General features: G+C 43.9%; 27 protein-coding genes. 25 read left to right on the plus strand and 2 right to left on the minus strand.

The genetic code is table 11. The features are described from left to right. Positions 1–33 precede the first annotated feature (33 nt). Positions 34–915 (minus strand): YihY/virulence factor BrkB family protein, encoded by an 882-nt coding sequence (locus FGM00_RS15585; RefSeq protein ID WP_138853795.1) that lies wholly within the window; start codon positions 913–915, stop codon positions 34–36. 196 nt (positions 916–1,111) lie between these two features. Here FGM00_RS15585 and FGM00_RS15590 point away from each other — a divergent pair, with 196 nt between their 5' ends. Next, on the plus strand, positions 1,112–1,714 hold the full coding sequence (locus FGM00_RS15590; RefSeq protein ID WP_138853796.1) for a hypothetical protein: 603 nt from the start codon (positions 1,112–1,114) through the stop codon (positions 1,712–1,714). 81 nt (positions 1,715–1,795) lie between these two features. Here FGM00_RS15590 and FGM00_RS15595 read toward each other — a convergent pair whose 3' ends face one another. Continuing rightward, entirely contained in the window at positions 1,796–3,043 is a 1,248-nt protein-coding gene (locus tag FGM00_RS15595; protein ID WP_138853797.1) for an NAD(P)/FAD-dependent oxidoreductase, read from the minus strand. A 198-nt stretch (positions 3,044–3,241) separates the two neighbouring features. On the opposite strand from FGM00_RS15595, the gene FGM00_RS15600 reads away from it, so the two are divergent. The 24 genes from FGM00_RS15600 (at position 3,242) to FGM00_RS15715 (ending at position 23,434) form a co-directional block, all read left to right on the plus strand. Next, positions 3,242–4,777, plus strand: coding sequence for a flexirubin biosynthesis tyrosine ammonia-lyase FlxA (locus FGM00_RS15600; protein WP_138853798.1), 1,536 nt, complete (start codon positions 3,242–3,244; stop codon positions 4,775–4,777). Further along, positions 4,774–5,904, plus strand: a complete 1,131-nt coding sequence (locus tag FGM00_RS15605; RefSeq protein WP_138853799.1) for a WG repeat-containing protein — start codon at positions 4,774–4,776, stop codon at positions 5,902–5,904. The genes FGM00_RS15600 and FGM00_RS15605 overlap by 4 nt, the downstream gene beginning before the upstream one ends. Positions 5,905–5,933: 29 nt before the next feature. Next, complete coding sequence (gene fabG / locus FGM00_RS15610; protein ID WP_138853800.1) at positions 5,934–6,683, plus strand: flexirubin biosynthesis SDR family reductase FlxB; 750 nt, start codon at positions 5,934–5,936, stop codon at positions 6,681–6,683. A 17-nt stretch (positions 6,684–6,700) separates the two neighbouring features. Then, the gene (locus FGM00_RS15615; RefSeq protein WP_138853801.1) at positions 6,701–7,918 is read left to right on the plus strand and encodes a beta-ketoacyl-[acyl-carrier-protein] synthase family protein; all 1,218 of its coding nucleotides are present in this window, start codon (positions 6,701–6,703) and stop codon (positions 7,916–7,918) included. Positions 7,919–7,928: 10 nt separating this feature from the next. Then, the gene (locus FGM00_RS15620; RefSeq protein WP_138853802.1) at positions 7,929–8,171 is read left to right on the plus strand and encodes an acyl carrier protein; all 243 of its coding nucleotides are present in this window, start codon (positions 7,929–7,931) and stop codon (positions 8,169–8,171) included. A gap of 15 nt (positions 8,172–8,186) precedes the next feature. Continuing rightward, positions 8,187–9,080 carry an LpxL/LpxP family acyltransferase gene (locus tag FGM00_RS15625; RefSeq protein ID WP_138853803.1) on the plus strand — a complete coding sequence of 298 codons (894 nt, stop codon included), beginning with the start codon at positions 8,187–8,189 and terminating at the stop codon, positions 9,078–9,080. Continuing rightward, complete coding sequence (locus FGM00_RS15630; RefSeq protein ID WP_138853804.1) at positions 9,077–10,000, plus strand: NADPH-dependent FMN reductase family protein; 924 nt, start codon at positions 9,077–9,079, stop codon at positions 9,998–10,000. The genes FGM00_RS15625 and FGM00_RS15630 overlap by 4 nt, the downstream gene beginning before the upstream one ends. A gap of 37 nt (positions 10,001–10,037) precedes the next feature. Next, positions 10,038–11,168 carry a dialkylresorcinol biosynthesis protein DarB gene (locus FGM00_RS15635; protein WP_138853805.1) on the plus strand — a complete coding sequence of 377 codons (1,131 nt, stop codon included), beginning with the start codon at positions 10,038–10,040 and terminating at the stop codon, positions 11,166–11,168. After that, positions 11,169–11,609, plus strand: a complete 441-nt coding sequence (locus FGM00_RS15640; RefSeq protein ID WP_138853806.1) for a hypothetical protein — start codon at positions 11,169–11,171, stop codon at positions 11,607–11,609. It abuts the gene before it with no gap. Beyond that, positions 11,606–12,061 carry an ABC transporter permease gene (locus FGM00_RS15645; RefSeq protein ID WP_175416247.1) on the plus strand — a complete coding sequence of 152 codons (456 nt, stop codon included), beginning with the start codon at positions 11,606–11,608 and terminating at the stop codon, positions 12,059–12,061. Before FGM00_RS15640 ends, FGM00_RS15645 begins: the two co-directional genes overlap by 4 nt. A gap of 15 nt (positions 12,062–12,076) precedes the next feature. Next, a complete protein-coding gene (locus FGM00_RS15650; protein WP_138853808.1) occupies positions 12,077–12,484 on the plus strand; it encodes a flexirubin biosynthesis protein DarG in 408 nt (135 codons plus the stop codon). Further along, a complete protein-coding gene (locus FGM00_RS15655) occupies positions 12,481–13,476 on the plus strand; it encodes a BtrH-related acyltransferase DarH (protein WP_138853809.1) in 996 nt (331 codons plus the stop codon). Before FGM00_RS15650 ends, FGM00_RS15655 begins: the two co-directional genes overlap by 4 nt. A 6-nt stretch (positions 13,477–13,482) precedes the next feature. Continuing rightward, complete coding sequence (locus FGM00_RS15660; protein WP_138853810.1) at positions 13,483–14,226, plus strand: ABC transporter ATP-binding protein; 744 nt, start codon at positions 13,483–13,485, stop codon at positions 14,224–14,226. Then, positions 14,219–15,487 (plus strand): ABC transporter permease, encoded by a 1,269-nt coding sequence (locus tag FGM00_RS15665; RefSeq protein ID WP_138853811.1) that lies wholly within the window; start codon positions 14,219–14,221, stop codon positions 15,485–15,487. Before FGM00_RS15660 ends, FGM00_RS15665 begins: the two co-directional genes overlap by 8 nt. Further along, positions 15,477–15,914, plus strand: coding sequence for an acyl-CoA thioesterase (locus FGM00_RS15670; protein ID WP_138853812.1), 438 nt, complete (start codon positions 15,477–15,479; stop codon positions 15,912–15,914). The genes FGM00_RS15665 and FGM00_RS15670 overlap by 11 nt, the downstream gene beginning before the upstream one ends. Further along, positions 15,907–17,052, plus strand: coding sequence for a beta-ketoacyl-[acyl-carrier-protein] synthase family protein (locus tag FGM00_RS15675; protein WP_138853813.1), 1,146 nt, complete (start codon positions 15,907–15,909; stop codon positions 17,050–17,052). The genes FGM00_RS15670 and FGM00_RS15675 overlap by 8 nt, the downstream gene beginning before the upstream one ends. Positions 17,053–17,118: 66 nt before the next feature. Continuing rightward, positions 17,119–18,180, plus strand: a complete 1,062-nt coding sequence (locus tag FGM00_RS15680) for a methyltransferase (RefSeq protein ID WP_138853814.1) — start codon at positions 17,119–17,121, stop codon at positions 18,178–18,180. Positions 18,181–18,185: 5 nt separating this feature from the next. Beyond that, on the plus strand, positions 18,186–18,779 hold the full coding sequence (locus FGM00_RS15685; RefSeq protein WP_138853815.1) for a 3-oxoacyl-ACP synthase: 594 nt from the start codon (positions 18,186–18,188) through the stop codon (positions 18,777–18,779). Beyond that, the gene (locus FGM00_RS15690; RefSeq protein WP_138853816.1) at positions 18,776–19,030 is read left to right on the plus strand and encodes a phosphopantetheine-binding protein; all 255 of its coding nucleotides are present in this window, start codon (positions 18,776–18,778) and stop codon (positions 19,028–19,030) included. Before FGM00_RS15685 ends, FGM00_RS15690 begins: the two co-directional genes overlap by 4 nt. 120 nt (positions 19,031–19,150) lie before the next feature. After that, positions 19,151–20,350 carry a beta-ketoacyl-[acyl-carrier-protein] synthase family protein gene (locus tag FGM00_RS15695; protein ID WP_138853817.1) on the plus strand — a complete coding sequence of 400 codons (1,200 nt, stop codon included), beginning with the start codon at positions 19,151–19,153 and terminating at the stop codon, positions 20,348–20,350. Next, positions 20,350–21,414 (plus strand): beta-ketoacyl synthase N-terminal-like domain-containing protein, encoded by a 1,065-nt coding sequence (locus FGM00_RS15700; RefSeq protein WP_138853818.1) that lies wholly within the window; start codon positions 20,350–20,352, stop codon positions 21,412–21,414. Before FGM00_RS15695 ends, FGM00_RS15700 begins: the two co-directional genes overlap by 1 nt. Further along, entirely contained in the window at positions 21,408–22,187 is a 780-nt protein-coding gene (locus FGM00_RS15705) for a polysaccharide deacetylase family protein (protein WP_138853819.1), read from the plus strand. Before FGM00_RS15700 ends, FGM00_RS15705 begins: the two co-directional genes overlap by 7 nt. Beyond that, positions 22,180–22,845, plus strand: a complete 666-nt coding sequence (locus tag FGM00_RS15710; protein WP_236262820.1) for a flexirubin biosynthesis/transport protein LolA2 — start codon at positions 22,180–22,182, stop codon at positions 22,843–22,845. The genes FGM00_RS15705 and FGM00_RS15710 overlap by 8 nt, the downstream gene beginning before the upstream one ends. Then, positions 22,826–23,434 (plus strand): flexirubin biosynthesis protein LolB2, encoded by a 609-nt coding sequence (locus tag FGM00_RS15715; RefSeq protein ID WP_138853820.1) that lies wholly within the window; start codon positions 22,826–22,828, stop codon positions 23,432–23,434. The genes FGM00_RS15710 and FGM00_RS15715 overlap by 20 nt, the downstream gene beginning before the upstream one ends. Positions 23,435–23,489 lie beyond the last annotated feature (55 nt).

Here is a 23,489-nt window from a genome sequence, read left to right on the forward strand (position 1 = left end):
AGCAGAGTCTAAAGAAGTTTTCTTTTGAATACGCTACAAATTATACCGATCGGAATACACTTTGGTAAACTGAGCCCCGAAGAACAGGATTAGACTGGTGTAGGAAACCCAGAGCATGACCAGAATTATAGAACCCGCGGCTCCATACGTAGATCCCGGTTCAGCTTTTGAAAAATAGAATGAAAGGATGTATTTGCCCAACACGAAGAGAATAGCCGTTAAGGCTGCTCCTGATTTTACGGCCCTCCAAGGCACCTGTTTGCTCGGTAAATATTTAAACATTGCAGCAAAAAGAAAGTAGATGAAAATCAATGAAATAAGTACATCAAAAAGGTAAGCAACCTCCAAGAACCCAACCGGTAGCATTTCATTGATATGTCGTGAAAAAGCGGATAACGCAGAGGTGAGAACGAAGCTTATCAAGAGCAAAAAACCAAAAATTAAAATAAATCCGAAACTCTTTAACCGCCCGACCAAAGTGGCGATGATATTGTTCGAATAATTGGACTTGGTTTCCCAAATGGCATCAAGGGCGTTCTGCAGTTGATAAAAGACCCCAGTTGCCCCATATACTAATGTTCCCAGGCCTAGAACCGTTGCAATGATCGAAGTTGACCCGCTGCCTTTTCTCGTCATTATTTCCTTCACATAGTGGGCCGTGTCGCTACCAAAAGCACTCGATAAACCACTGGTAAGTTCTCCCCGTACAATATCCCTTCCCCAAATACCACCTACAAGATCGAGGACAAGAATAAGAAGGGCAGGCAATGACAAAATTGCATAATACGCTACCACAGCCCCCAGTTTAAAAGGTTCTTTGGCCAGCCAACTATTGAAGGTGGTTACAAAAAGGCCCGGCAGATCCTTTATCTTGAACTTTTTCCGTACCGGTTCGGATCCTACATTTTCATCCATCGCCAAAAATATCGATAACCAAGCAGAAATCATAACGGTACAAATCTCAAAAATGATTCAGAACGTTAACCTTCTGCGCTACGAGCGTATATAAGTTCATAATTATTGGCGAGAGCCATTAATTTTATAACAGCTACTGGATACTATAGTTGAACATATACCGTTTGGAGGGTACAACAACATAAAATCAAACAAAATGAAAAAATCAATAGTACTGGCCCTCGTAATGTTTTCAAGCCTTGCCTTTGCGCAAAAACTTAAGGTATTGGACGGCGATATCAAAAATCTAAAAGATATTACCACCTACAATCTCGAATTCGACTATACCGATGTTCAAATCCCGAAATTTGATTCGGAGGAAGATTTCTTGGCCGACAAGATGGCCAAGCGGGAAGAGAAAGAAGCCGGAGGCGGAGAAAAATTCAAAAAATCATGGTTCGGCGACCGCGAAGAGCGCTACCGGCCAAAATTCACCGAATCGTTCAACAAGCGTTTCGATGATGGCGAGGTAAGTGTTGGCGTAAACCCGGATGCCGAATATACCATGATGGTGCATTCGACCCGAATCTACGCCGGATATAATGTAGGCGTTGTACGCAGGAACGCCGAAATAGATGCGATTATTACCGTATTCGAAACGGCGAATCCCGATAATGTACTTTTTAAGGGAGAATATACCCGAGCGCAAGGAGAAGGTGCTATGGGTTATGACTTTAACACCGGCTTTCGCATCTCTGAATGCTACGCAAAAACTGCAAAGACATTTGCAAAGTACATCAAGAAAAAGGCAATGAAATAAGTTCAGCTACCCATAAAAAAGTAAAAAGCGGAAACCCTGTGGTTTCCGCTTTTTTTGTTCGATAAAACAATTTCACAGCGACTAGGCCGTACCTTCCTGTTCCATTTCAGTCACTCGCGCCACCGTCTTTACTAAGCGGTCATGGTTTTTAACAAAGGGGTTGCTCTTATCCCAGACGTAACCTGCCAATACTGCACAAATCTGTTCCTTTATTCCCAAATTGATCGTTGGGTGGAAAAATATTTTCTGAAGGTTTCCGGTATACCACTCCTTTACATAGGTAGAGAAGACGTTTACACCGTACATAATATAGTCTTTGTACTGGGTTTCCCAGTTTACAGATTCGCCCTTTAATTCTTTGGAAATCAGTTGGGCGGCAAGATGTGCCGATTCGGTAGCGAAGGTTACTCCCGAAGAAAAAACAGGATCTAGAAACTCCGCGCTATTACCTGTAAGGGCATAGCCTTTACCATATAATTGCTTCACGGATGCCGAAAAATTCTTGATCTGACGTGGCTCGAATTTGTAGTCTACACCATCAAAACGTTCAAAATAATAATTCGAGAGCTTCATCATTTCCCGCAGTTTCTCGGTCGGTGTTCCTTCAAAGGAGGCCAAGTAATCTATCGGCCCTACATAACCTATACTACAATCACCGTTTGAAAACGGAATGACCCACAACCAGGTTTCGGTATCGACCACGTCGAAGGTAATCATGGTCCCTTCACGTCCTTCAGGACGTTTTATATCCTTTACATGGGTAAAGATAGTGGCATGCTTGGGGATACTGGAGGGGGCGTCCAAATCCAACAAACGTGGTAGCACCCTACCCCATCCACTTGAATCGATAATGTATTTGGCTTGTATGGTCGATTCGTTACCATCCACGTCCTTAATCGTAGTCGTCGAAGCACCATCCTCGGTAAAATCGACGGCGATGACCTCTTTCTGAAAATCGATATCAACGCCCCATTGTTGGAGCTCATCGGTCATGGCCTTATCAAAATCGGCACGCGGTACTTGCCATGTCCAATCCCACCCATCGGTATATTTTTCGCTAAAATCAAAATTGCACATCTCACCCTTTCCATTAACAAAGCGGGCGCCCCTTTTGATCTCGAATTTTTCGGCTTCTAGGCAAGGTAACAATCCAACAGCCTCAAAATGATCCATACATCGGGGAATTAGACTTTCTCCGATGACAAATCTGGGAAAGCTGTTTTTCTCCACTACTTTAATCTTCAGACCTTGTTTGTGCAGGTAGGCGGCCGCAACGGAACCCGAGGGTCCAGCACCGATGACCAACACGTCAACTATTTCATTTTGCATGCGTTCTATGTTAACCTTTTTGAATATATATGACTAATAAACCACAAGGGAATTAAGCATATCGGGACACGTTGACTCATTTGAGTCGATACATACCAAATTTAAGCAATTGATTCGCCAATTATTATAAATTTGCAATCCAAAATCACTATTTTAGTCTTTAGGGACTTTTTTTACAGCCGACTGAACACACCATACATGCCAAAAATTAAAGGACAATTAGGAATACAGGAGTTTTATGATGTTATCTTTAACGAAGAGCCCATATCTGTTGATGCCGAATTGCTACAAACCGTTCAAAAGAGTTTTGATTTTCTAAAAGAATTTTCAAGGAATAAGATTATTTACGGGGTCAATACGGGTTTCGGTCCCATGGCTCAGTATAAAATAAAGGACTCCGAGACCATACAGTTGCAGTACAATCTTATTCGCAGCCATGCCTCCGGAACCGGAAACCCGATTAGCCCTAAATATGTGAAAGCGGCAATGCTCGCTAGGCTCAATACCCTTAGTTTAGGAAATTCGGGGGTGAATACTACAGTCATTGAGGTCATGACGACCTTGATCAATCAAAATATCATACCCCTGATTTATGAACATGGCGGTGTGGGTGCCAGTGGCGATTTGGTGCAATTGGCACATTTGGCATTGGTACTTATTGGCGAGGGGGAGGTTTTTTATGAAGGGAAAAGACAAAACACTGCCGATGTTTTTAAAAAACTTGGCATCTCCCCTATCGAGATAAAACTGCGGGAAGGCTTGGGACTCATTAACGGTACCTCCGTCATGACCGGTATTGGCGTGGTGAACACCATCTACGCCCGAAGATTGCTGGAGTGGATGATTTGCTGTTCCTCGGCCATCAATGAAATCGTTCAGGCATACGACGACCATTTGAGCGAAGATCTCAATTATACCAAAAAGCATTTGGGCCAGCGAGAAATAGCACGTTCTATGCGAAGCCATTTGGCCGATAGCAATTTGACCAGAAAACGGGAACATCACCTCTACGTGGCCACCGATGAAATCGAAGTTTTCGAGGAAAAAGTACAGGAGTACTATTCGTTGCGTTGCGTACCACAGATACTGGGGCCGGTTCTGGATACCTTGGATGAAGTAGAACGTATCATGATCGAGGAAGTGAATTCGGCCAACGACAATCCGATTGTTGATGTGGCCAAGCAAAATGTATATCACGGAGGTAATTTTCACGGGGACTATGTCTCCTTGGAGATGGACAAACTGAAAATCGTAGTGACGAAAATGAGTATGTTGGCCGAAAGACAGTTGAACTACCTCATGAACTCAAAATTGAACGACATTCTCCCCCCGTTTGTGAATTTGGGTACTTTGGGCCTTAATTTCGGTATGCAGGGCGTGCAGTTTACAGCGACCTCGACAACTGCGGAAAATCAAATGTTGTCTAACCCTATGTACGTGCACAGTATCCCCAATAATAATGACAATCAGGATATCGTAAGCATGGGTACGAATGCCGCATTGATTACCAAGAGGGTCATTGAAAATGCGTTCGAGGTCATCGCGATCGAAATGATTACCGTTGTGCAGGCCATTGAATATTTAGGTGTGCAGGACCAGGTCTCCTCAAAGACAAGAATGATGTACGACGCCGTTCGAAATATAGTTCCCCCTTTCAAAGAGGATATGGTGATGTATCCCTTTGTAAATCAAGTGAAGGATTATATTATCAACCATCAAAATAAAAAATCATGAAAACAAGATGCATAGCTACTTTAGTGGCGATTTTAACGGTTTTTGCAGCGACTTCGCAAGAACTGGCTTTAGTAAAACAGAACGATAAATACGGCTACATCAATAAGTCGGGCGAGACGGTCATTCCACTTGAATATGAAAATTCAAAGTCGTTCTCCGATGGCCTTGCCGCTGCCGAAAAAGATGACAAATGGGGTTTCATCAACGCTTCCGGAGAGTGGGCCATAGCACCTAAGTTCGATAAGGTCAAATATTTCGATTCGGGGGTTGCCTTGGTGAATGCTGATGACCAGTGGATTTACATCAATACCAAAGGGGAGGCAATTAAAACGCCGACTTTGGAAAAAACCTATGATTTTGAAGATGGAGTAGCACTCTACCGAAAGGGAGATAAAATCGGCCTACTTGGAACCGATGGAAATGTGGTCTTGGAGCCAGAGTATGATGGTATCAAAAAATTCAGAAATGGTCATGCCAAAGCGAACAAGGGAGAGCTATGGGGAATGATCGATGCCACGGGCAAAGTCGTAATTCCTATTGAATTCGAAGAAGTAGGCAATACCTATAGCCCGAACGGCGTATATGTCAGTAAAAATGGTGAGTACGGTATTTACGCCAATGGTAACTTCAACGTGATAGCCGGTGCCGATAAAGTATGGAACTTTAACGAAAATTCCGGGCTCACCTATGCCCGAAAAGAGGATCTAGTCGGTTTTGTGAACTCAAAAGGAGAATGGGTCATTGCGCCACAGTTCGATAAAGTACGAGCTTTTTCCAATGGCCTCGCACCCGTTTATAACGATAAGAAATGGGGCTATATTAATGAAGAAGGAGAAGTGGTCATCGACTACCAATTCAGGGATGCTGAAACGTTCGCCGCCAATGGCTTGGCCCCGATAAAAGAAAAACGTTGGGGTTTCATCGATAAGACCGGGAAATTGGTCATTCCTGCAGAGTATGATATTTCCGTTAAATTTGGATTCCTGAAGAGCGGTGGCGAGGAAAAAGGTTTTATTGATGGCCTTGCACGGATAAAATCAAAAGAAGGTTGGGGATTTTTAAACGAAAAAGGCGAATTGTTGGGGAATACCTGGTACGAGGAAGCGGAACCCTTTGTAAAATTATAAGAGCGAAATAGCTCGAGCGGTAAGGATTTATGGAAAAGAAAGAAAAGAAGAAATACGCTTTGGTAACTGGAGGTTCTAGGGGAATCGGCCGTGCTATATGCGAACAACTCGCCAAAGACTTGGACTATTCGTTGCTCATCAATTACAATAGCAATAAAGAAGCAGCCAAGGAAACTTTGAAGGCCGTTGAACATGCAGGTGGTAAGGGCGAACTGATGCAATTTGACGTGGTTGATGCAGAAGGTGTCAAATCGGTTTTAGAGGCTTGGCACGAGAACAATGAGAATGGCGTTATAGAAGTCGTCATCAACAATGCGGGAGTAACCAAAGACGGCTTGTTCATGTGGATGACCCAAGAAGATTGGTCTAAGGTTATCGACACCAGCCTCAACGGGTTCTACAATGTGACCAACGCCTTGATTCAAAAACTATTGGTCAACAAATACGGACGTATTATTAATATGGTATCGGTCTCGGGCCTAAAAGGTACGCCCGGGCAGACCAATTATTCGGCGGCAAAAGGGGCGGTTATCGGGGCGACTAAGGCCCTTGCACAAGAAGTTGCCAAAAGAAACGTTACTGTAAATGCCGTTGCGCCGGGATTCATAAAAACCGATATGACCAGCGAACTTGACGAAGGGGAGTTGAAGAAGATGGTGCCGGCAAACCGTTTTGGCGAGGCTGCTGAAGTAGCACATTTGGTTTCCTTTCTCGCATCCAAAAAATCATCCTATATTACGGGTGAAATAATAAACATTAATGGTGGTATTTACTCGTAGGTCCACCCCCAAGGGCAATGAAAAGAGTTGTAATCACAGGAATGGGCATTTATTCTTGCATTGGCAAGAATTTAAGCGAAGTCAAGACCTCCCTTTATGAGGGCAAGTCGGGTATTGTGTACGACCAGGCCCGTGCCGATTTTGGCTACCGTTCACCCCTTACCGGGGCGGTAGAGGAACCGGACCTCAAACCGTTTCTTACCAGAAGACAACGAATTAGTATGGGCGAGGAGGCCCAATATGCCTATATGGCGACGATGGAGGCTTTGCAAAATGCCAAAATCGACCAAGATTTCCTTGATCAAAATGAAGTGGGCATCATCTATGGGAACGATAGTACGGCACGTTCCGTAATCGAATCGATAGATGTCATGCGCGCAAAAAAAGACACTACACTGGTAGGTTCAGGCGCTATTTTCAAAGCCATGAATTCTACGGTAACGATGAACCTTTCTACCATCTTTAAGCTCAGGGGCATCAACTTCACGATAAGTGCCGCCTGTGCAAGTGGTTCTCACTCCATTGGTACGGCTTACAATCTCATCAAAAGTGGAATGCAGGATTGCATCATTGCCGGGGGTGCACAAGAAATAAACCATTTGGCCATGGGCAGTTTTGATGGGTTGGGCGTATTTGCCATGCATCTAGATCATCCCGAAAAAGCCTCAAGGCCCTTCGACAAAGATCGTGACGGACTCATTCCCAGCGGTGGAGGCGCTTCATTGGTACTCGAAAGTTACGAGTCCGCCATAAAACGTGGCGCGCCCATTCTGGGAGAAATAGTAGGGTACGGCTTCTCCTCTAACGGCGATCATATCTCGACGCCTAATGTTGAAGGCCCGTCAAGGGCGATGACAAGGGCCTTGGAACAAGCCAGTATGTTGGCCAATGAAGTAGATTACGTAAATGCACATGCCACTTCGACCCCCGTGGGCGATGCCAATGAGGCCGCCGCCATTTTGGAGGTTTTCGGCGAAAGTAATCCCTATGTAAGCTCGACCAAATCGATGACCGGCCATGAATGTTGGATGGCAGGCGCAAGTGAGGTTATTTATTCGATGCTCATGATGCAACATTCGTTTATTGCACCGAACATTAACCTTGAGAATCCTGACGAGGTATCGGCACAGCTGAACATCGCAAGGGAAACGATAAATAAAAAAATTGACGTATTTTTGTCTAATTCATTCGGTTTTGGTGGCACCAATTCCGCATTGATCATTAAAAATTGCTAGCATAATGGTAATGACCAAGGAAGTTATTATTGAAAAAATTGACGAATTTCTCATCGACGAATTCGAGGTCGAAGCAGAGGAGTTGGTGCCAGGAGCCAGCCTAAAGGACTCTGTAGGTCTCGACAGTCTGGATTTTGTTGACCTTGTCGTCGCCGTTGAAAGCAACTTCGGGGTGAAACTAGTGGGCGACGATTTTGCCAATATAGTAACCCTACAGGATTTTTACGACCTCATAGAGCGAAAGCTGGGTTAACCCAAGTACAGATGAATGGCAACGGAATGGGAGGGGAAATCGCGAGGCACCGTTTTAGGCTATAAGATCTACATCTTTTTTATAAAGTACTTAGGCCTCAGTGCCTCTTATTTCATACTTCACTTTGTTGTACTTTACTTCTGCCTTTTCTCTATAAAAAGTTCAAGGGCTATTTACTATTATCTTAGAAAAAGACAAGGGTATTCAAATATCAAAGCCTTTTTCAATATTTACGCCAGTTACTATAACTTTGGGCAAACGCTGGTTGATAAAGCTACTATCTCAGCCGGATTTAGGGACCGTTTCACGTACGAATTTGACGGGGTCCAAAACATCGAAAACCTACTCAAAGAAAAAAAAGGTGGTATTCTACTAAGCGCCCATGTGGGGAATTTTGAAGTATCGGAGTTTTTCTTTGACGACGAGGGTTTTGACATGGTCGACAAGATCAGTATGGTCACTTGGGACCAGGAGCATCAGGCAATCAAGGAATATATGGAGAGCGTTACCTCCAAATCGAACGTCAAATTTATTTTGATAAAGGACGACATGTCCCATATCTTTGAAATACACCAAGCCTTAAGCAACGGTGAACTAGTGGTTTTTACAGGTGACCGCTATATCGAAGGCACCAAATTTTTAGAGCAAGAGCTATTGGGCTCCACTGCAAAATTTCCGTTAGGACCTTATTTGCTGGCCTCAAGACTTAAGGTACCCGTGCTTTTCGTATACGTGATGAAAGAACCAAAAAAACACTATCATCTGTATGCCCGAAGTATAGAGGTCAAACGAGGTGATGCCGCAGGCCTCTTGAAAGGTTACACAGAAAGTTTAGAATGGATTTTAAAGAAATACCCTCTGCAATGGTTTAATTATTTCGATTTTTGGGACGATAAAAAAATCAGATGAAAGAAGTTTTAGTCGTTTACTACTCACAGACAGGACAGCTGGCGGATATCATCACCAATATCGTTTCTACCCTCAAAGACGAAAGAATAACCATTACATATCACAGGATTCTTCCCAAAAAACCTTTTGAATTTCCATGGAAAGACGAGGATTTTATGGGTGCGTTTCCAGATTCTTTTCTTCAGGTTCCGCACGAGATCAACGAGCCGGAACCTGAAACAATGAACAAAAAGTACGATTTGGTCATCTTAGGGCATCAAGTTTGGTACCTGTCACCGTCTATCCCCGTAAATTCCTTTTTAAAATCGGATGCAGCCATAAAAATATTACAAGACACTCCTGTGATCACGGTCATCGGGGCGAGGAATATGTGGTACCAAGCCCAAGAAAAGTTAAAGCGACTGCTGCTGGAGTGCAACGCCAAATTGGTAGGCAACATTGTTCTGACCGACAGAAACATCAACAATATCAGTGTTCTAACCATCGAATATTGGATGATGACGGGCAAAAAAGACCATATGTGGGGATTTCTGCCAAAACCCGGGGTATCCGACAAAGATATTGCGCAGGCCGTAAAATTCGGCCCCCCTATAAAAGAAGCACTCTTAGAGAACAACTTAGAAAATCTTCAGCAAAAATTAGTGGCACTCGGTGCGGTAAATGTCAAGATTGCACTTGCGATGACCGATAAAAGAGGAAATGTCATTTTCTCGAAATGGGCGGCCCTTGTAACGAAGAAAAGTGAGGCAGGGGAGGAAAGCAGAAAAAGGTGGCTTCGGTATTTTAAACGATACCTACAATTTGCCATCTGGATTATCGCCCCTGTCGTTTTTATTGTATTTTTGCTGACTTATATCCCGCTGTACGGTAAACACCAAAAGGATAAGAAATATTATTCTTCGGTAGCCCTGCGCAAGTAGCGGTCATGATGTGGATCAAAGAATCAGGAGCACCAAAATGAAAGACGTTTACATTACCAAAATAGCTAAATTTCTGCCTAACGACCCCATTGATAATGATCATATGGAGGAACGTTTGGGTATGATCGGTGGCAAACCCTCCAGAGCAAGAAGTATTATCTTACGCAGCAATAAGATTAAAACGAGATATTACGCCATTGACGAAAATGGGGGCAGTACCCATAACAATGCCGAACTGACCGCAGAAGCCATTCGCGCCCTTGGCAATGACGAAATGCTTGAGGAAGTTGAGTTGCTTTCTTGCGGCACTTCAACGCCCGACCACCTGTTACCGGCCCAAGCTTCTATGGTACACGGCCTTTTAAAGAACGGTACGATGGAGGTGAATACGGCCGCAGGGGTATGTTGTTCTGGAATGAGCGCCTTAAAATATGGTTTTATGGCCATCAAGGCAGGACAGGTTTCGAAAGCCATTTGTACCGGATCTGAGCGTTCCTCATCGCTCACCAAAGCGAGTATGTTCACCAACGAAATGGTTCATTTAGAAGAGCTTGAAAACAATCCCATTATCGCATTTGATAAAGATTTTTTGCGTTGGATGCTTTCCGATGGCGCCGGCGCTGTACTTCTTGAAAATAAGCCAAATAAAGATATCTCCCTCAAAATAGAGTGGATGGAAGGGTTTTCCTATGCCCATGAAATGGAAACTTGTATGTACGCCGGCGGCGAGAAGTTCGAAGACGGAAGCCTAAAGCCTTGGGCGGATTACAGTACAGAGGAATGGTCACAGAAATCGGTCTTTTCCATAAAGCAAGATGTAAAATTACTCGGGGCGCATATCTTGGTAAAAGCCGCCGACAGCCTAAAAAGAGCTTATACGAAACACAATATAGGCCCGGATGATATCGATTATTTTCTTCCGCATATTTCATCTTATTTTTTCAAGCAAGGTTTTTATGACGAAATGAAGAAAAACGGTATCGAGATGCCTTTTGAAAAATGGTTTTTGAACCTGGATAAGGTAGGGAATATAGGAGCTGCCTCCATCTACATCATGCTAGAGGAACTTATGAATTCGGGAACCCTGAAAAAAGGAGACCGCATATTATTGTTCGTTCCCGAGAGCAGTCGGTTTTCTTACATTCACACCTACCTAACGGTACATTAAATGAATCTTTTAGAGCAAAAAATAACAGATCGCAGCTTGCTCGAAAATCTGATTCCGCAGAAAGCACCATTCGTAATGGTCGATAAGCTACTGTACTACTCCGACACCAAAATCATCTCCGGTTTTACCGTTCCTTCGGATAATCTTTTCGTTCTCGATCAAATATTCCTAGCGCCCGGTCTTATCGAAAACATGGCCCAGACCGTTGCTTTGCATACCGGTTATAAATACTATCTCGCCAAGCAACCCGCCCCTGTCGGTTACATCGGGGCGATTAAAAAAGCAGAAGTTCTTCAACTGCCCAAAATAGGTGAAGAACTACAGACTACCGTAGAGATCTTGCACGACATCATGGGGGTTACCATGGTCGCCGTCAAGATAGAAAGCAACGGAACACTTCTTGCTCAAAGTGAAATGAAAACCGCTTTGGCCAACCGATGAACGTGATTCGGCGAAATATCGATATCAAAAAACTTCTCCCCCATCGGGCGCCTATGCTTATGGTAAGCCATATGCCCTATTTAGATACTGCTTCTTGCGAGACCAACTTCGACATCAGCCCCCAATGCATTTTTCTCCAAAATGGAAAACTCACTGAAGCCGGACTCATAGAAAATGCCGCACAGAGTTGTGGTGCAATTGTGGCACAAAGCTATGCACATCGTAACGAAAGCAACGAAATTGTAGGGCAGGCCATTGGTTTTATAAGTGCAATTAAAAAAATAGAGATCACCGATTTGCCGGTAGTCAATGAGCGAATTATGACCAAAGGCAAGCTACTTTCAAGATTCGACGACGAAAATTTCAGCCTTTGCACAGTAGAATCGACCACTTTTAGAAACGGCGAATTAATCGTAGCTTGTACCTTTAATTTTTTGATCCAGGCGATTTAATCTTTCTTATCGGATATGAAAAAAGATGAAGTACCACAGGATGACGGCTTTTTAAAAGAGGAGCACGGCAAGGAATTGAATTATGCCGTAGATAAAGACGGCAACTATACTACTGCACTTAGCTCCGGATGGGAGGCCAAAACCATTGCCCTGAACAATGCTTTGGCCCGCATTGAAGAGCGCATTGCAGATGCCAAGACAAGGGTACATGAAAACAAGACAAGCCCAATCGAATATTTTATGGAATACTGCCGTATGGATGTTCCCGTGCTTTCCAGTTATATGGGTATGTGGCAATGGCGCGTTAAAAGACATTTCAAGCCCTCCATTTTTAAAAAATTAAGCGATAAGACTTTGACAAAATATGCCGAAGTGTTCGAAATAGACCTCAAGCAGTTAAAACATTTTGATACGGATTCATGAAGATAGCTTTTGAACACAAACAGTCTGCGCACTGCGAAAACGGAGTGGCATCAAATCTAATGCGTTTTAACGGTTATGAAGTAAGCGAGCCTATGGTGTTCGGTATCGGTTCCGGTCTTTTATTCTGCTATATCCCCTTCGTAAAATTGGACAGTGCACCGCTTATTACCTATAGGGCCATGGCCGGTTTCATATTCAAGCGCTTCGCCAAAAGAGTGGGTATCGTTATCAAAAGGGAAAAATTCAAAGACCCTAAAAAAGCACAGGAACGATTAGACGAAAATTTAAGGAAGAACAATCCAGTTGGACTTCAAGTAGGGGTATATCATTTGGTCTATTTCCCGGACGAGTACCGTTTTCATTTTAATGCCCATAATTTGGTTGTTTACGGTAAAGAAGACGATACCTATTTGATCAGCGACCCTACCATGGAAAAAGTGACCACCCTTACGGCCCAACAGCTCGAGAAAGTGCGCTATGCCAAGGGAGCCTTTGCCCCAAAAGGACATATGTATTATCCGATATCGTTTCCCGAAAAGCTGAATTTGGAACATGCCATCAAAAAGGGCATCAAACATACCTGTCGCGAAATGCTGGCGCCAGTACCCATCGTAGGATATAAAGGCATTAAAACAGTGGCCAAGCTCATTCGAAAATGGCCTATCAAAAAAGGAACGAAACGCGCCAATCATTACTTGGGTCAAATTGTACGTATGCAAGAGGAAATCGGCACCGGTGGTGGGGGCTTTCGTTATATATACGCAGCTTTTCTGCAAGAGGCAAGCGATGTTCTACAAAACGATACGCTCTCTGAATTATCAAAAGAAATGACTGAAATCGGGGATTTGTGGCGCGATTTCGCGTTAGAAGCCTCTCGCATTTACCGTAACCGAAGTGCCCAAACCGATGCGTACAACAAAGTCGCCGATCAATTGGACAGCATCGGGAATAGAGAGCGGGATTTTTTCCGAAAATTGAAAAAAGCTATATAAGATTGAATGATTCAAATCGACCGACTTTCCAAAAAATACAAGGGTGCCGACCGCTATTCGGTCGTCGATTTGGGCTTAAAGGTCGATAAAGGTGAAATCTTTGGGCTTCTGGGTCCGAACGGAGCCGGAAAAACTACCTTGATTTCGATGCTCAGTTCATTACTGAAACCTACCTCGGGTAGTTTTACCATTGATGGATTGGATTACAAAACCAATACCACCGAGCTTAAACAACGGATCGGAATCGTACCCCAGGAATATGCGCTCTACCCCACTTTGACCGCCTACGAAAATCTCAAGTACTTTGGAAGCATGTATGGGTTGGGCGGTACCGCACTGTCCGAGGCCATTTATGCCCAACTAGAGCTGCTCGGCCTTACCGATTTCGCCCACAAAAAAATTAAGACCTTTTCGGGAGGAATGAAAAGGCGTGTCAATCTCATCGCCAGTATGCTGCACCGCCCTAAAATATTGTTTCTGGATGAGCCCACTGTAGGTGTAGATGTGCAATCCCGGAATGTCATCCTCGAACACCTTAAAAAGGTCAATACCAACGAGACTACCATTATTTATACCTCGCATCACCTCAACGAAGCCGAACAATTGTGCGACAGGGTCGCCATCATCGACAAAGGAACCATTATCTGTAAAGGCAAACCTGCCGAATTGATCAAAGCACAAAAAGACGCGCTCCATTTAGAAGATGTCTTCTTGGCCCTAACCGGAAAAGCACTTCGCGATCATGCATAAATTATGGGCCTCGACATACAAAGAGTTTTTACTCCTCACCCGCGATATCGGGGGCTTGGCTGTGTTGTTTCTTATGCCCTTGCTCCTAGTCATTACCATTACGGTAATTCAAGACAACACCTTTAAATCCATTCAGGCTGTCAAAATTCCGATGTTACTCGTCGATAATGACAAAGGAGCGGTGGCCCAAAACATTTCTGAAAGCCTTAGGGCATCGGAATTGTTCGAGCTAGTCGAAAATCAAAATGAGACCGAGGTACAGCGGTTGGTCCGCACTGGCGAATATAAAATGGCCATCGTTATTCCAGAAAACCTGTCCCGTGACCTCAATCTTAAAATCGAGGAAAATGTGGAAGGTATTCTGGCAAAATTCGGTATGGAAGAGGAGAACATCCCCATGGTCAAATCAAAATTGGAGCCCAAACAGGTAACCCTCTATTTTGATCCCGCTACACAACAAGCCTTTAAAAGCTCGGTGCGCAGTACCATCAACCAAATGATTTCGAAAATAGAAAGCCAAACGATCTACAAGGCCTTCCAGGAACAACTGACGGATGATGAGTCGGAAGTTATCTTCGAGACCGACCAATTCATCACCTTTACCGAAATCGACCCAAGCAACGAAGCAAAACCGATTACCCCCAATTCAACCCAACACAATATTCCGGCATGGACGCTTTTCGCTATCTTTTTTATCATCTTGCCCCTGGGCATCAATATGGTAAACGAAAAAAATCAGGGAACCTTCGTACGGCTGCGTACCAATCCGGTATCCTATGCGACCGTTTTGGGCGGCAAAACCATCGTTTATCTTGGCGTAGCCCTAGTACAATTCGTATTGATGCTCTTGGTCGGAGTGTATCTCTTTCCTATGCTGGGATTACCGCGATTAGAAATATCAGGTAGGTTACCGTTATTAGTTACAGTGGCTTTCTTTGCCGGTTTGGCGGCCGTCGGGCTTGGCTTACTATTAGGCACTATCGCCAAAACACAAGAGCAATCGGCACCCTTCGCGGCAACATTCGTAGTGATCTTGGCGGCAATTGGTGGCGTATGGGTCCCCGTTTTCGCCATGCCGAAATTCATGCAGCACCTATCGCAGTTATCACCTATGAATTGGGGGTTAAATGCCTTTTATGATGTATTTTTGCGCGATGTAGGGCTCGTCGAAATCGTTCCTGAAATCAGTTTACTCTTGTTCTTTTTTATTGTCGTAACGGCAATCGCCATCATTTATAACAAACGAAAAAATGCCGTCTAATACACCGAAAGAAATTAGTTTTACCAGCGAAGTGCGTGTTCGTTTTGCAGAGGTCGACCCGCTGGGAATCGTTTGGCATGGCAACTATATTCAATATTTTGAGGATGGGCGCGAGGCCTTCGGGCGCCATCACGGCATTTCCTATCTCGACCAAAAAGACAGCAATTTTTCGACCCCTATCGTCGAGTCGAAATGTGAGCACAAACTTCCGCTGACCTATGGCGATGTCGCTACCGTAAAAACGACCTATGTAGATTGTGAGGCGGCAAAGATGATTTTCACCTACGAAATCCTGAATCCACAAGGCCAAGTAGTCTGCAAAGGCAGGACCGTTCAAGTATTCGTAGCGCTAGGTGGGGAACTTTCCTTGGTTATTCCCGATTTTTTTATCGCATGGAAGAAAAAAGTAGGTCTACTGGATGGATAAGGTCTATCTCTCATACAACACTATTGTTTCCGCTTACGGATTGGATTCCGCTTCGGCTATTTCGCAAATCAAACAAGGGGTCTCCAGCTTAAAATTGACCGATGACAAAAATATTCTTCCCAATCCGTTTTATACCTCGAGATTGGAAGATGATATTATTGAAAAAGCATTCGCACAATTAGGACCGTCAGAAAAGATGACCCAGCTGGAACAGTTGATGGCAATTTCACTTTCCAAAACCATCAAAGCATCCGATATCGAATTGAATGAAAGGGTAGGCTTGATCATTTCTACCACCAAAGGGAATATCGACACCTTGGAAAGCGGCAACTCGTTCTCCAAAGAACGCGCCTACCTTTCAGTTCTGGGAAAAAAACTAACCTATTTTTTCGGTTTTCAAAACGATGCTTTGGTGCTCTCGAATGCCTGCGTCTCCGGAGTGTTGGCCATAGCCATAGCCAAACGATTTGTTGAACAGGGTAAGTACGACCATGTTTTTGTCGTGGGAGGTGATTTAGTTACACAATTCATACTATCTGGCTTTAATGCTTTTCAAGCCTTGAGCGATGAGATTTGTCGCCCATACTGCAAAACCAGGACCGGCATCAACATCGGCGAGGTTGCGGCTAGCGCTTTCGTAACAAAAGATGTACAACGATTGAGCGAGGAGGCCGTTGAAATACTAGGGGAAGCATCCCGCAACGATGCGAACCACATCTCCGGCCCTTCGAGAACCGGAGAAGGATTGCACCGAAGCATACAAGCCGCCCTGGCCCAAGCTGATCTTACCCCAGACGCCATCGATTATGTGTCCGGCCATGGCACCGCTACGCTATTCAATGATGAGATGGAGGCCATTGCCTTCAATAGGTCTGGCCTACAAGACACCCCACTCAACAGTTTAAAGGGATATTTCGGGCATACGCTGGGCGCATCCGGACTTTTAGAGACCATCATTGGCATGCATTCCTTACACCAAAACATACTTTTTTCGAATTTAGGCTTTCAGGAACTCGGTGTTTCGGAACCTTTGAACATTATTCAAAAAACAACCCCGACCACCTTGAAAACTTTTTTAAAAACCGCATCCGGTTTTGGCGGTTGTAATACCGCCGCAATCTTCAAAAAAGTGAACTAATGCATGATATACAGCACATTACTTCTTAAATTCACACCTGAGAAATTCTTTCTGAAAACCTAGCATATGTTAACAAAACCAATGAGAGCGTTCGAAGCGCTGCAAGAAGCCCAGAAAATAGCTCTCGCCCCCTTTATTTTTCAGACCGTAGTAGCACTCAAGAAGTTAGGCATACTTAACTTTATTTTTGACAATAATGCCAAGGGAGGGGTAAACATCGAAGAAATTTCAACGGCCTTATCCCTTAGTGAATACGGCCTAGGTGTTTTACTGGAAATGGCGGAAAGCGCGAACGTCGTCTCTAAAGATGACTCAGACCGCTATGAATTGACGAAAACCGGTTATTTTCTAAACTACAATCCGGTAACCGGGGTCAATATCGATTTCACGAATGAAATCTGTTATAAGGGGCTTTTTCACTTAAAGGATTCCATAGAAAAGGGCCATCCCGAGGGCTTAAAAGAATTGGGTGATTGGCCAAATATATACCATGGCCTATCGCAATTGAACCATAATGAACAAAAGGCTTGGTTCTCGTTCGACCACTATTATTCCGATGAAATATTTCAAGTGGCCTTGGATACGCTATTCCAAAAGAAACCAAAGGTCGTATATGACATTGGCGGAAATACAGGAAAATTCGCGGTCGCCTGTTGTACTTCCGACCCTGATATCAAAGTTCACATCTTCGATTTACCTGGGCAGTTGGCAAAAGCACTTGCCAATGCCGAGTCCAAAGGTTTTGCAGACCGTATTACAGGTACCGAAATTGACTGGTTATCGGAGAACCCGCAGATTCCCAAGGGTGCCGACACTATTTGGATGTGTCAGTTTCTAGACTGTTTTTCAAAGGAGGAAATCGCCAAAATCCTGAGCGTTGCGGTTATGGCCATGGATGCCGAAACCGATTTGATCATTATCGAAACTTTTACCGACCGTCAGAAATTTGGCAGTGCAAAGCTCGTTCTTGAAGCCACTTCACTATATTTTACCGCCTTGGCGAACGGAAACAGTAAGATGTACAAGTCAAGTGAATTCGAAACCCTTATCTCCGAAGCCGGATTGCTGATCACAGCCGATAGGCCGCTAGGGGAATACCATACCGTGCTAAGGTGCAAAAAAGCGTAAATGATATGGCCGCCTCAGCGTACATACAAGACTATTGCCACATCAGGGATTCTAAAATCGCGGTAAATGGCGAAACCATTTTTAAGGGGGATACCGAAGATTTTCCATCATTTATCAAAGCCGCATATAAGGCACTCGACACCGACTATGGAAAGTTTTTCAAGATGGACCATTTAAGCAAACTGGCATTCATCGCCAGTGATTTGTTGTTGCACAATGAAAAGGAAAAAAACATGGCTTTGGTTCTTTCAAACAGGGCGGGCAGCCTAGACACCGACCGCAAGCACCATTCAAGTATGGCCGATTATCCCAGCCCAGCGGTATTCGTTTACACCTTGCCCAATATCTGTTTGGGCGAGATCAGTATCAAACATCGCCTTTATTCGGAGAATGCTTTTTTTGTTTTCGACCGCTTTAATGCCGATGCGCTTTTTGACTATGCCAATGTGCTCCTGGACTCCCAAAAAGCGGAAAAAGTACTTTGCGGCTGGGTGGATATGGATGAAGGAAAATATGATGGCTTTTTGTACGTTGTATCAAAGAATGGTATTTTTACACATTCAACCGAAGAAATCAATCGATTATACCAAACCCCATGAGCGATCTGAAACTAGAACTAAAGGAAAAAATCATTGAGCAGCTGAACTTAGAAGATGTTTCAGTTGCGGAAATAGGTGATACCGATCAACTGTTCGGTGATGGTTTGGGTCTTGATTCTATTGATGCCTTGGAACTGATTGTAATGCTCGACAAAGATTATGGCATTAAATTGGCCGACCCCAAAGAGGGTCGAAAGATTTTTGAATCGGTTGAGACCATGGCAAATTATATTACGGCCCACCGCTCTTAGACCCTAATATTTATGGTATTCCAGCACCCCATATCTTTTGGGATGAAATGCGCACATCATGAACTCAAAAAACATTCGATATTCGTATTTTTACCAATAGGTTATCTTTTGAACTAGACTATGGGAAAAGGTGTTGCGATTACGGGCATGGGTATTATTTCCGCCATTGGGAACAATGTACAGGAGAACTACGAATCCCTTCTCAATTCAAGAACGGGAATCTCCAAAATTTCCAAAATTGACACCATACATAAAGATGACATCTTAGTCGGTGAAATTTCTACAACCAACTCCACATTTGAAGCGCAATTGGGCCTGGAGGAAAATTCCTGGTCTCGAACTTCGTTATTAGGTGTTATTGCCGCAAAAGAGGCAGTTCAGCAAGCGGGCGTCTCCGATATCAATGATTGCCGAACGGGTTTGATTTCAGGCACCACGGTTGGAGGAATGGACAAATCGGAAGAATATTTTTATGATTACTTCGAACGGGACACCGCTTGGAAATTCATCAACACCCTGCATGCAGGCGATTCTACCCAAAAAATTGCAGATAGCCTCGGGCTTGAAGAGAGCTTTGTAACCACTATTAGCACCGCCTGTTCTTCGGCGGCAAATGCCATAATGCTTGGAGCGCGTATGATCAAGGCCGGTGAACTGGATCGTGTGGTCGTGGGCGGCTCCGACGCTCTTTCAAAATTTACGATCAACGGCTTCAAGACACTAATGATCCTCTCCGAATCCTATAATACCCCCTTCGATGATAATCGAAAGGGACTTAACCTGGGAGAGGCGGCCGCATTCTTGGTTTTGGAATCCGACGCTATCGTTTCCCGCGACAACAAAGAAATTTTGGCTTATGTAAAGGGGTACGGGAACGCGAACGACGCCCATCACCAAACGGCATCCTCCGACAATGGCGACGGTGCTGTTTTAGCGATGCGAAAAGCACTTAAAATCGCTGAATTGGAGCCTGACGCGATAGACTATGTTAATGCCCACGGCACGGCGACCCCGAACAACGATTTGTCGGAAGGTCGCGCCATGCTACGCGTTTTTGATGGTCAGGTACCTGAATTCAGCTCTACCAAGGCGTTTACCGGGCATACCCTGGCAGTGGCAGGTGCGGTAGAGGCTGTGTATTCCGTTTTGGCCTTGCAGAACAATATGGTGTTTCCCAACCTTAATTTTAAAACTCCCATGCAAGAGTTCGACCTGCTTCCCGAAGTGGCCTTAAAAGAAAAAGAATTGAACGTAATCCTATCCAACTCCTTCGGATTCGGAGGAAACTGCACCACCCTATTATTTTCAAAAGAGGCCTAATGAAAAAAATATACATCAATAGCGTTGGTTCGGTCTCCCCCCAAAAGACTTTTGACAATTCCGATTTCCTGGAAGAAGTCGTCTATCACGACACCAATGTCATGAAGGTAATTGACCCCAACTACAAAGACTATATTCCTCCTGCGGCCGCACGGCGTATGGCAAAGGGCATTAAAATGAGCACGGTGGCCTCCAGAACCGCTTTAAATGAAGCAGGTCTCGAAAATGTAGATGCCATTATGGTCGGTACGGGTTTGGGCTGCATTGGCGACTCGGCAAAATTCGTTGGTGATATTATCGACAATAACGAACAATTTTTAACCCCTACCCGCTTTATCCAATCGTCGCACAACACGGTTTCGGGTCAGATTGCCTTGGCCATAGGATGTACCGGTTACAATTTTACCTACGTAAATGCATCCGTTTCTTTTGAATCCTGCCTGATCGATGCCATCCTTCAGCTGCGAACGAACGAAGCCCGAAATATGCTGGTCGGAGGTGTCGACGAAATAGCCGACCACCATGTTCGAAGTCACCAACTCATCCAACATATTAAAAATGAACCTGTAGCTGCCCAAAAATTGCTTGAAAGCGACACCAAAGGCTGTATTACTTCGGAAGGCGCCAATTTTTTTGTGCTTTCGGATGAAAAGCAACCGACTACCTATGCGGAATTGGTAGCGGTAAAAACATTCAACACCCTATCCAAAGACCGGCTTGCAATCGTTGTGTCTGATTTTCTTTCTGAAAACGACATGGGACCCGAAGAAGTCGATATGGTCATATTGGGCAACAATGGCGATGTTGATTTTGACGGATACTATTCCATCTTAAGCGAAGGTATGTTCGAGAATACCTGTCAACTCTACTACAAACACCTATCCGGGGAGTTCGATACTGCGGCAAGCTTTGCCTTTTGGCTGGGCGCTAAAATCCTGAAATCACAGTCCATCCCTGAAGCCGTAAAGTTGAATTCCATCGTGCCTGACCGTTTGAAGAATATCTTACTTTACAATCAGTACCGAGGGGAAAACCATACCCTTACGCTACTTCGCCAATGTTAAGACGTAGCGTGGTCAATAGCGTCACGATCATTCTTCTAGTAACATTTCTGGCGCTTTATTTTATTCTTGATGTGAAATGGTGGGGGTTGGTATTCCTTGTTCTCTTCGCTTGGTTTTGGATTACGCTTTTGGGTTCCTTTCTTATTCGATGGAACTACCATTTCGTATCGCTACATTCAAATAAGACTATTCCTGAGCCCTATGTGTCCATTACCTTCGATGATGGACCTAATGACCGATTTACCCCACGTATACTCGACCTACTTCAAAAACACAATGCCAAAGCTACGTTTTTCTGTATCGGGCAGCAGATAGCCAAACACCCCGAAATCCTTAAACGGATTATCGCTGAAGGACATGCTATCGGAAACCATACCTATACCCATTCCAAAGCGTTCGGTTTTTTCGGATTGGCCAGAGTAAAGTCAGAACTGCAAAAAACAAATGCGTTGATCAAAGACCTTACCGGTTTGCAAATGAATCTTTACCGACCCGCATTTGCCGTAACGAATCCGAAAATCGAGAAGGCAGTTAAAGCCTTGAATCTCTTTTCTATCGGATGGAATGTTCGCTCATTGGACACTACCCCACGATCGGAAAAGAGGGTCCTAAAGCGCATTACCTCGAAAATCTCCAAAGGTGATATTGTACTACTGCACGATACGAGCGATAAAACGATAGCCGTTTTGGAACAGTTATTGTTATTTTTGGAGGAGAAAAAGCTACGTTCGGTCTCTGTAGACCAATTGTTGAACATTAAAGCCTATGCATAAGTCATTCACCTTACCTTCCGTTGTTCCTACAAAGTGGAGCATTTGCCTACTGGTTCTTTGTTCCCTTTTAAGCACAACGGTCCTGTCGGCACAAACCAAGATGAATACTGCCGATGCGGTTGCCTTACGCCAGAAAGTGAAAGAACAAGCGGAAAGTACAAAGACGGTCAGCAGCGATTTCAAACAGTTCAAGCATTTGGATTTCCTATCCAACGACATTGAATCTAATGGCAAGCTCTTCTTTAAGGCTCCGGATTTGGTCAAATGGGAATATACCGAACCCTTCGCCTATTCGATCCTGTTCAAAAACCAAACATTGTATATCAACGATGATGGAAATAAAAGCAATATGGATGTCGGTTCGAACAAGATATTCAAACAATTGAACGAATTGATCACTTCCAGCATTCGAGGAGATATGTTCGATGAGGAACAGTTTACGATATCCTATTTTACGAAAGATGAGGATAACCTGGTGTATTTTTTACCAAAGGACGAACAGTTTGCCGAATTTATCAAAGCGTTTCATATTACCTTCAATACCAATGGGGAAGTCGATGAAGTAAAAATGATAGAACCCTCTGGAGACTACACGCAGATACTTTTCAGCAACAGGATTCTGAACCAACCCCTCTCCGATGCGGATTTTGCTCAGTAGTCTGCTATTGCTATTGGTAGGATGTGCCTCCTACCCAGTGAAAAACGGATTTTCACCATCAGCCGAGAATCCGGTACAAAACATAAACCCCTATTTTTCGGATACCTCCAAAGATTATGTATACAAAGCTAAAATCGAGGCTTTCGACAAGACCTTTGGCGGTATTTTGGCGGTCAAAAAAATCGGGCAATCACATCACCGTTTGGCCTTTACCACAGAAATGGGAAATACGCTATTCGATTTTACTTTTCGGAATGGTACTTTTAAGGTGAATCGAATTTTAAAAGACTTGGACAAGAAACTACTTATTAATATACTTAAAAGGGATTTCCTTGCCTTGATTACGGAAAATCCAAAAAATATTAAAATGTTCGAAAAGGGGGCAAAAATGCTTCAAAACGGACTTATTTTAAACAAAAAACACTATTATTTACTTGAAAACGGTCGTTTAGCGCAAATTATTAGAACCGGAAACGGTAAAGTCAAGGTGGCACATCATTTTTCGGGAATTAATGATACTAGTGCGGAAAACATTGTGATAGAGCACGAGAACATCAAACTAAAAATAACGCTCAACGCCATCAATTAATACAAGCTAGAAGATTGGGGACAATATGCATTTTGATATTATTATAGAAAAAATA

The sequence above is a fragment of the Aggregatimonas sangjinii genome (assembly GCF_005943945.1).
Classification (GTDB): Bacteria; Bacteroidota; Bacteroidia; order Flavobacteriales; family Flavobacteriaceae; genus Pelagihabitans; species Pelagihabitans sangjinii.

What these genes read in the sequence shown, in the direction of transcription:
- FGM00_RS15585 (WP_138853795.1), bottom strand. Translation starts at nt 915, where the DNA reads ATGGATGAAAATGTAGGATCCGAACCGGTACGGAAAAAGTTCAAGATA.
- FGM00_RS15590 (WP_138853796.1), top strand. Translation starts at nt 1,112, where the DNA reads ATGAAAAAATCAATAGTACTGGCCCTCGTAATGTTTTCAAGCCTTGCC.
- FGM00_RS15595 (WP_138853797.1), bottom strand. Translation starts at nt 3,043, where the DNA reads ATGCAAAATGAAATAGTTGACGTGTTGGTCATCGGTGCTGGACCCTCG.
- FGM00_RS15600 (WP_138853798.1), top strand. Translation starts at nt 3,242, where the DNA reads ATGCCAAAAATTAAAGGACAATTAGGAATACAGGAGTTTTATGATGTT.
- FGM00_RS15605 (WP_138853799.1), top strand. Translation starts at nt 4,774, where the DNA reads ATGAAAACAAGATGCATAGCTACTTTAGTGGCGATTTTAACGGTTTTT.
- fabG (WP_138853800.1), top strand. Translation starts at nt 5,934, where the DNA reads ATGGAAAAGAAAGAAAAGAAGAAATACGCTTTGGTAACTGGAGGTTCT.
- FGM00_RS15615 (WP_138853801.1), top strand. Translation starts at nt 6,701, where the DNA reads ATGAAAAGAGTTGTAATCACAGGAATGGGCATTTATTCTTGCATTGGC.
- FGM00_RS15620 (WP_138853802.1), top strand. Translation starts at nt 7,929, where the DNA reads ATGACCAAGGAAGTTATTATTGAAAAAATTGACGAATTTCTCATCGAC.
- FGM00_RS15625 (WP_138853803.1), top strand. Translation starts at nt 8,187, where the DNA reads ATGGCAACGGAATGGGAGGGGAAATCGCGAGGCACCGTTTTAGGCTAT.
- FGM00_RS15630 (WP_138853804.1), top strand. Translation starts at nt 9,077, where the DNA reads ATGAAAGAAGTTTTAGTCGTTTACTACTCACAGACAGGACAGCTGGCG.
- FGM00_RS15635 (WP_138853805.1), top strand. Translation starts at nt 10,038, where the DNA reads ATGAAAGACGTTTACATTACCAAAATAGCTAAATTTCTGCCTAACGAC.
- FGM00_RS15640 (WP_138853806.1), top strand. Translation starts at nt 11,169, where the DNA reads ATGAATCTTTTAGAGCAAAAAATAACAGATCGCAGCTTGCTCGAAAAT.
- FGM00_RS15645 (WP_175416247.1), top strand. Translation starts at nt 11,606, where the DNA reads ATGAACGTGATTCGGCGAAATATCGATATCAAAAAACTTCTCCCCCAT.
- FGM00_RS15650 (WP_138853808.1), top strand. Translation starts at nt 12,077, where the DNA reads ATGAAAAAAGATGAAGTACCACAGGATGACGGCTTTTTAAAAGAGGAG.
- FGM00_RS15655 (WP_138853809.1), top strand. Translation starts at nt 12,481, where the DNA reads ATGAAGATAGCTTTTGAACACAAACAGTCTGCGCACTGCGAAAACGGA.
- FGM00_RS15660 (WP_138853810.1), top strand. Translation starts at nt 13,483, where the DNA reads ATGATTCAAATCGACCGACTTTCCAAAAAATACAAGGGTGCCGACCGC.
- FGM00_RS15665 (WP_138853811.1), top strand. Translation starts at nt 14,219, where the DNA reads ATGCATAAATTATGGGCCTCGACATACAAAGAGTTTTTACTCCTCACC.
- FGM00_RS15670 (WP_138853812.1), top strand. Translation starts at nt 15,477, where the DNA reads ATGCCGTCTAATACACCGAAAGAAATTAGTTTTACCAGCGAAGTGCGT.
- FGM00_RS15675 (WP_138853813.1), top strand. Translation starts at nt 15,907, where the DNA reads ATGGATAAGGTCTATCTCTCATACAACACTATTGTTTCCGCTTACGGA.
- FGM00_RS15680 (WP_138853814.1), top strand. Translation starts at nt 17,119, where the DNA reads ATGTTAACAAAACCAATGAGAGCGTTCGAAGCGCTGCAAGAAGCCCAG.
- FGM00_RS15685 (WP_138853815.1), top strand. Translation starts at nt 18,186, where the DNA reads ATGGCCGCCTCAGCGTACATACAAGACTATTGCCACATCAGGGATTCT.
- FGM00_RS15690 (WP_138853816.1), top strand. Translation starts at nt 18,776, where the DNA reads ATGAGCGATCTGAAACTAGAACTAAAGGAAAAAATCATTGAGCAGCTG.
- FGM00_RS15695 (WP_138853817.1), top strand. Translation starts at nt 19,151, where the DNA reads ATGGGAAAAGGTGTTGCGATTACGGGCATGGGTATTATTTCCGCCATT.
- FGM00_RS15700 (WP_138853818.1), top strand. Translation starts at nt 20,350, where the DNA reads ATGAAAAAAATATACATCAATAGCGTTGGTTCGGTCTCCCCCCAAAAG.
- FGM00_RS15705 (WP_138853819.1), top strand. Translation starts at nt 21,408, where the DNA reads ATGTTAAGACGTAGCGTGGTCAATAGCGTCACGATCATTCTTCTAGTA.
- FGM00_RS15710 (WP_236262820.1), top strand. Translation starts at nt 22,180, where the DNA reads ATGCATAAGTCATTCACCTTACCTTCCGTTGTTCCTACAAAGTGGAGC.
- FGM00_RS15715 (WP_138853820.1), top strand. Translation starts at nt 22,826, where the DNA reads ATGCGGATTTTGCTCAGTAGTCTGCTATTGCTATTGGTAGGATGTGCC.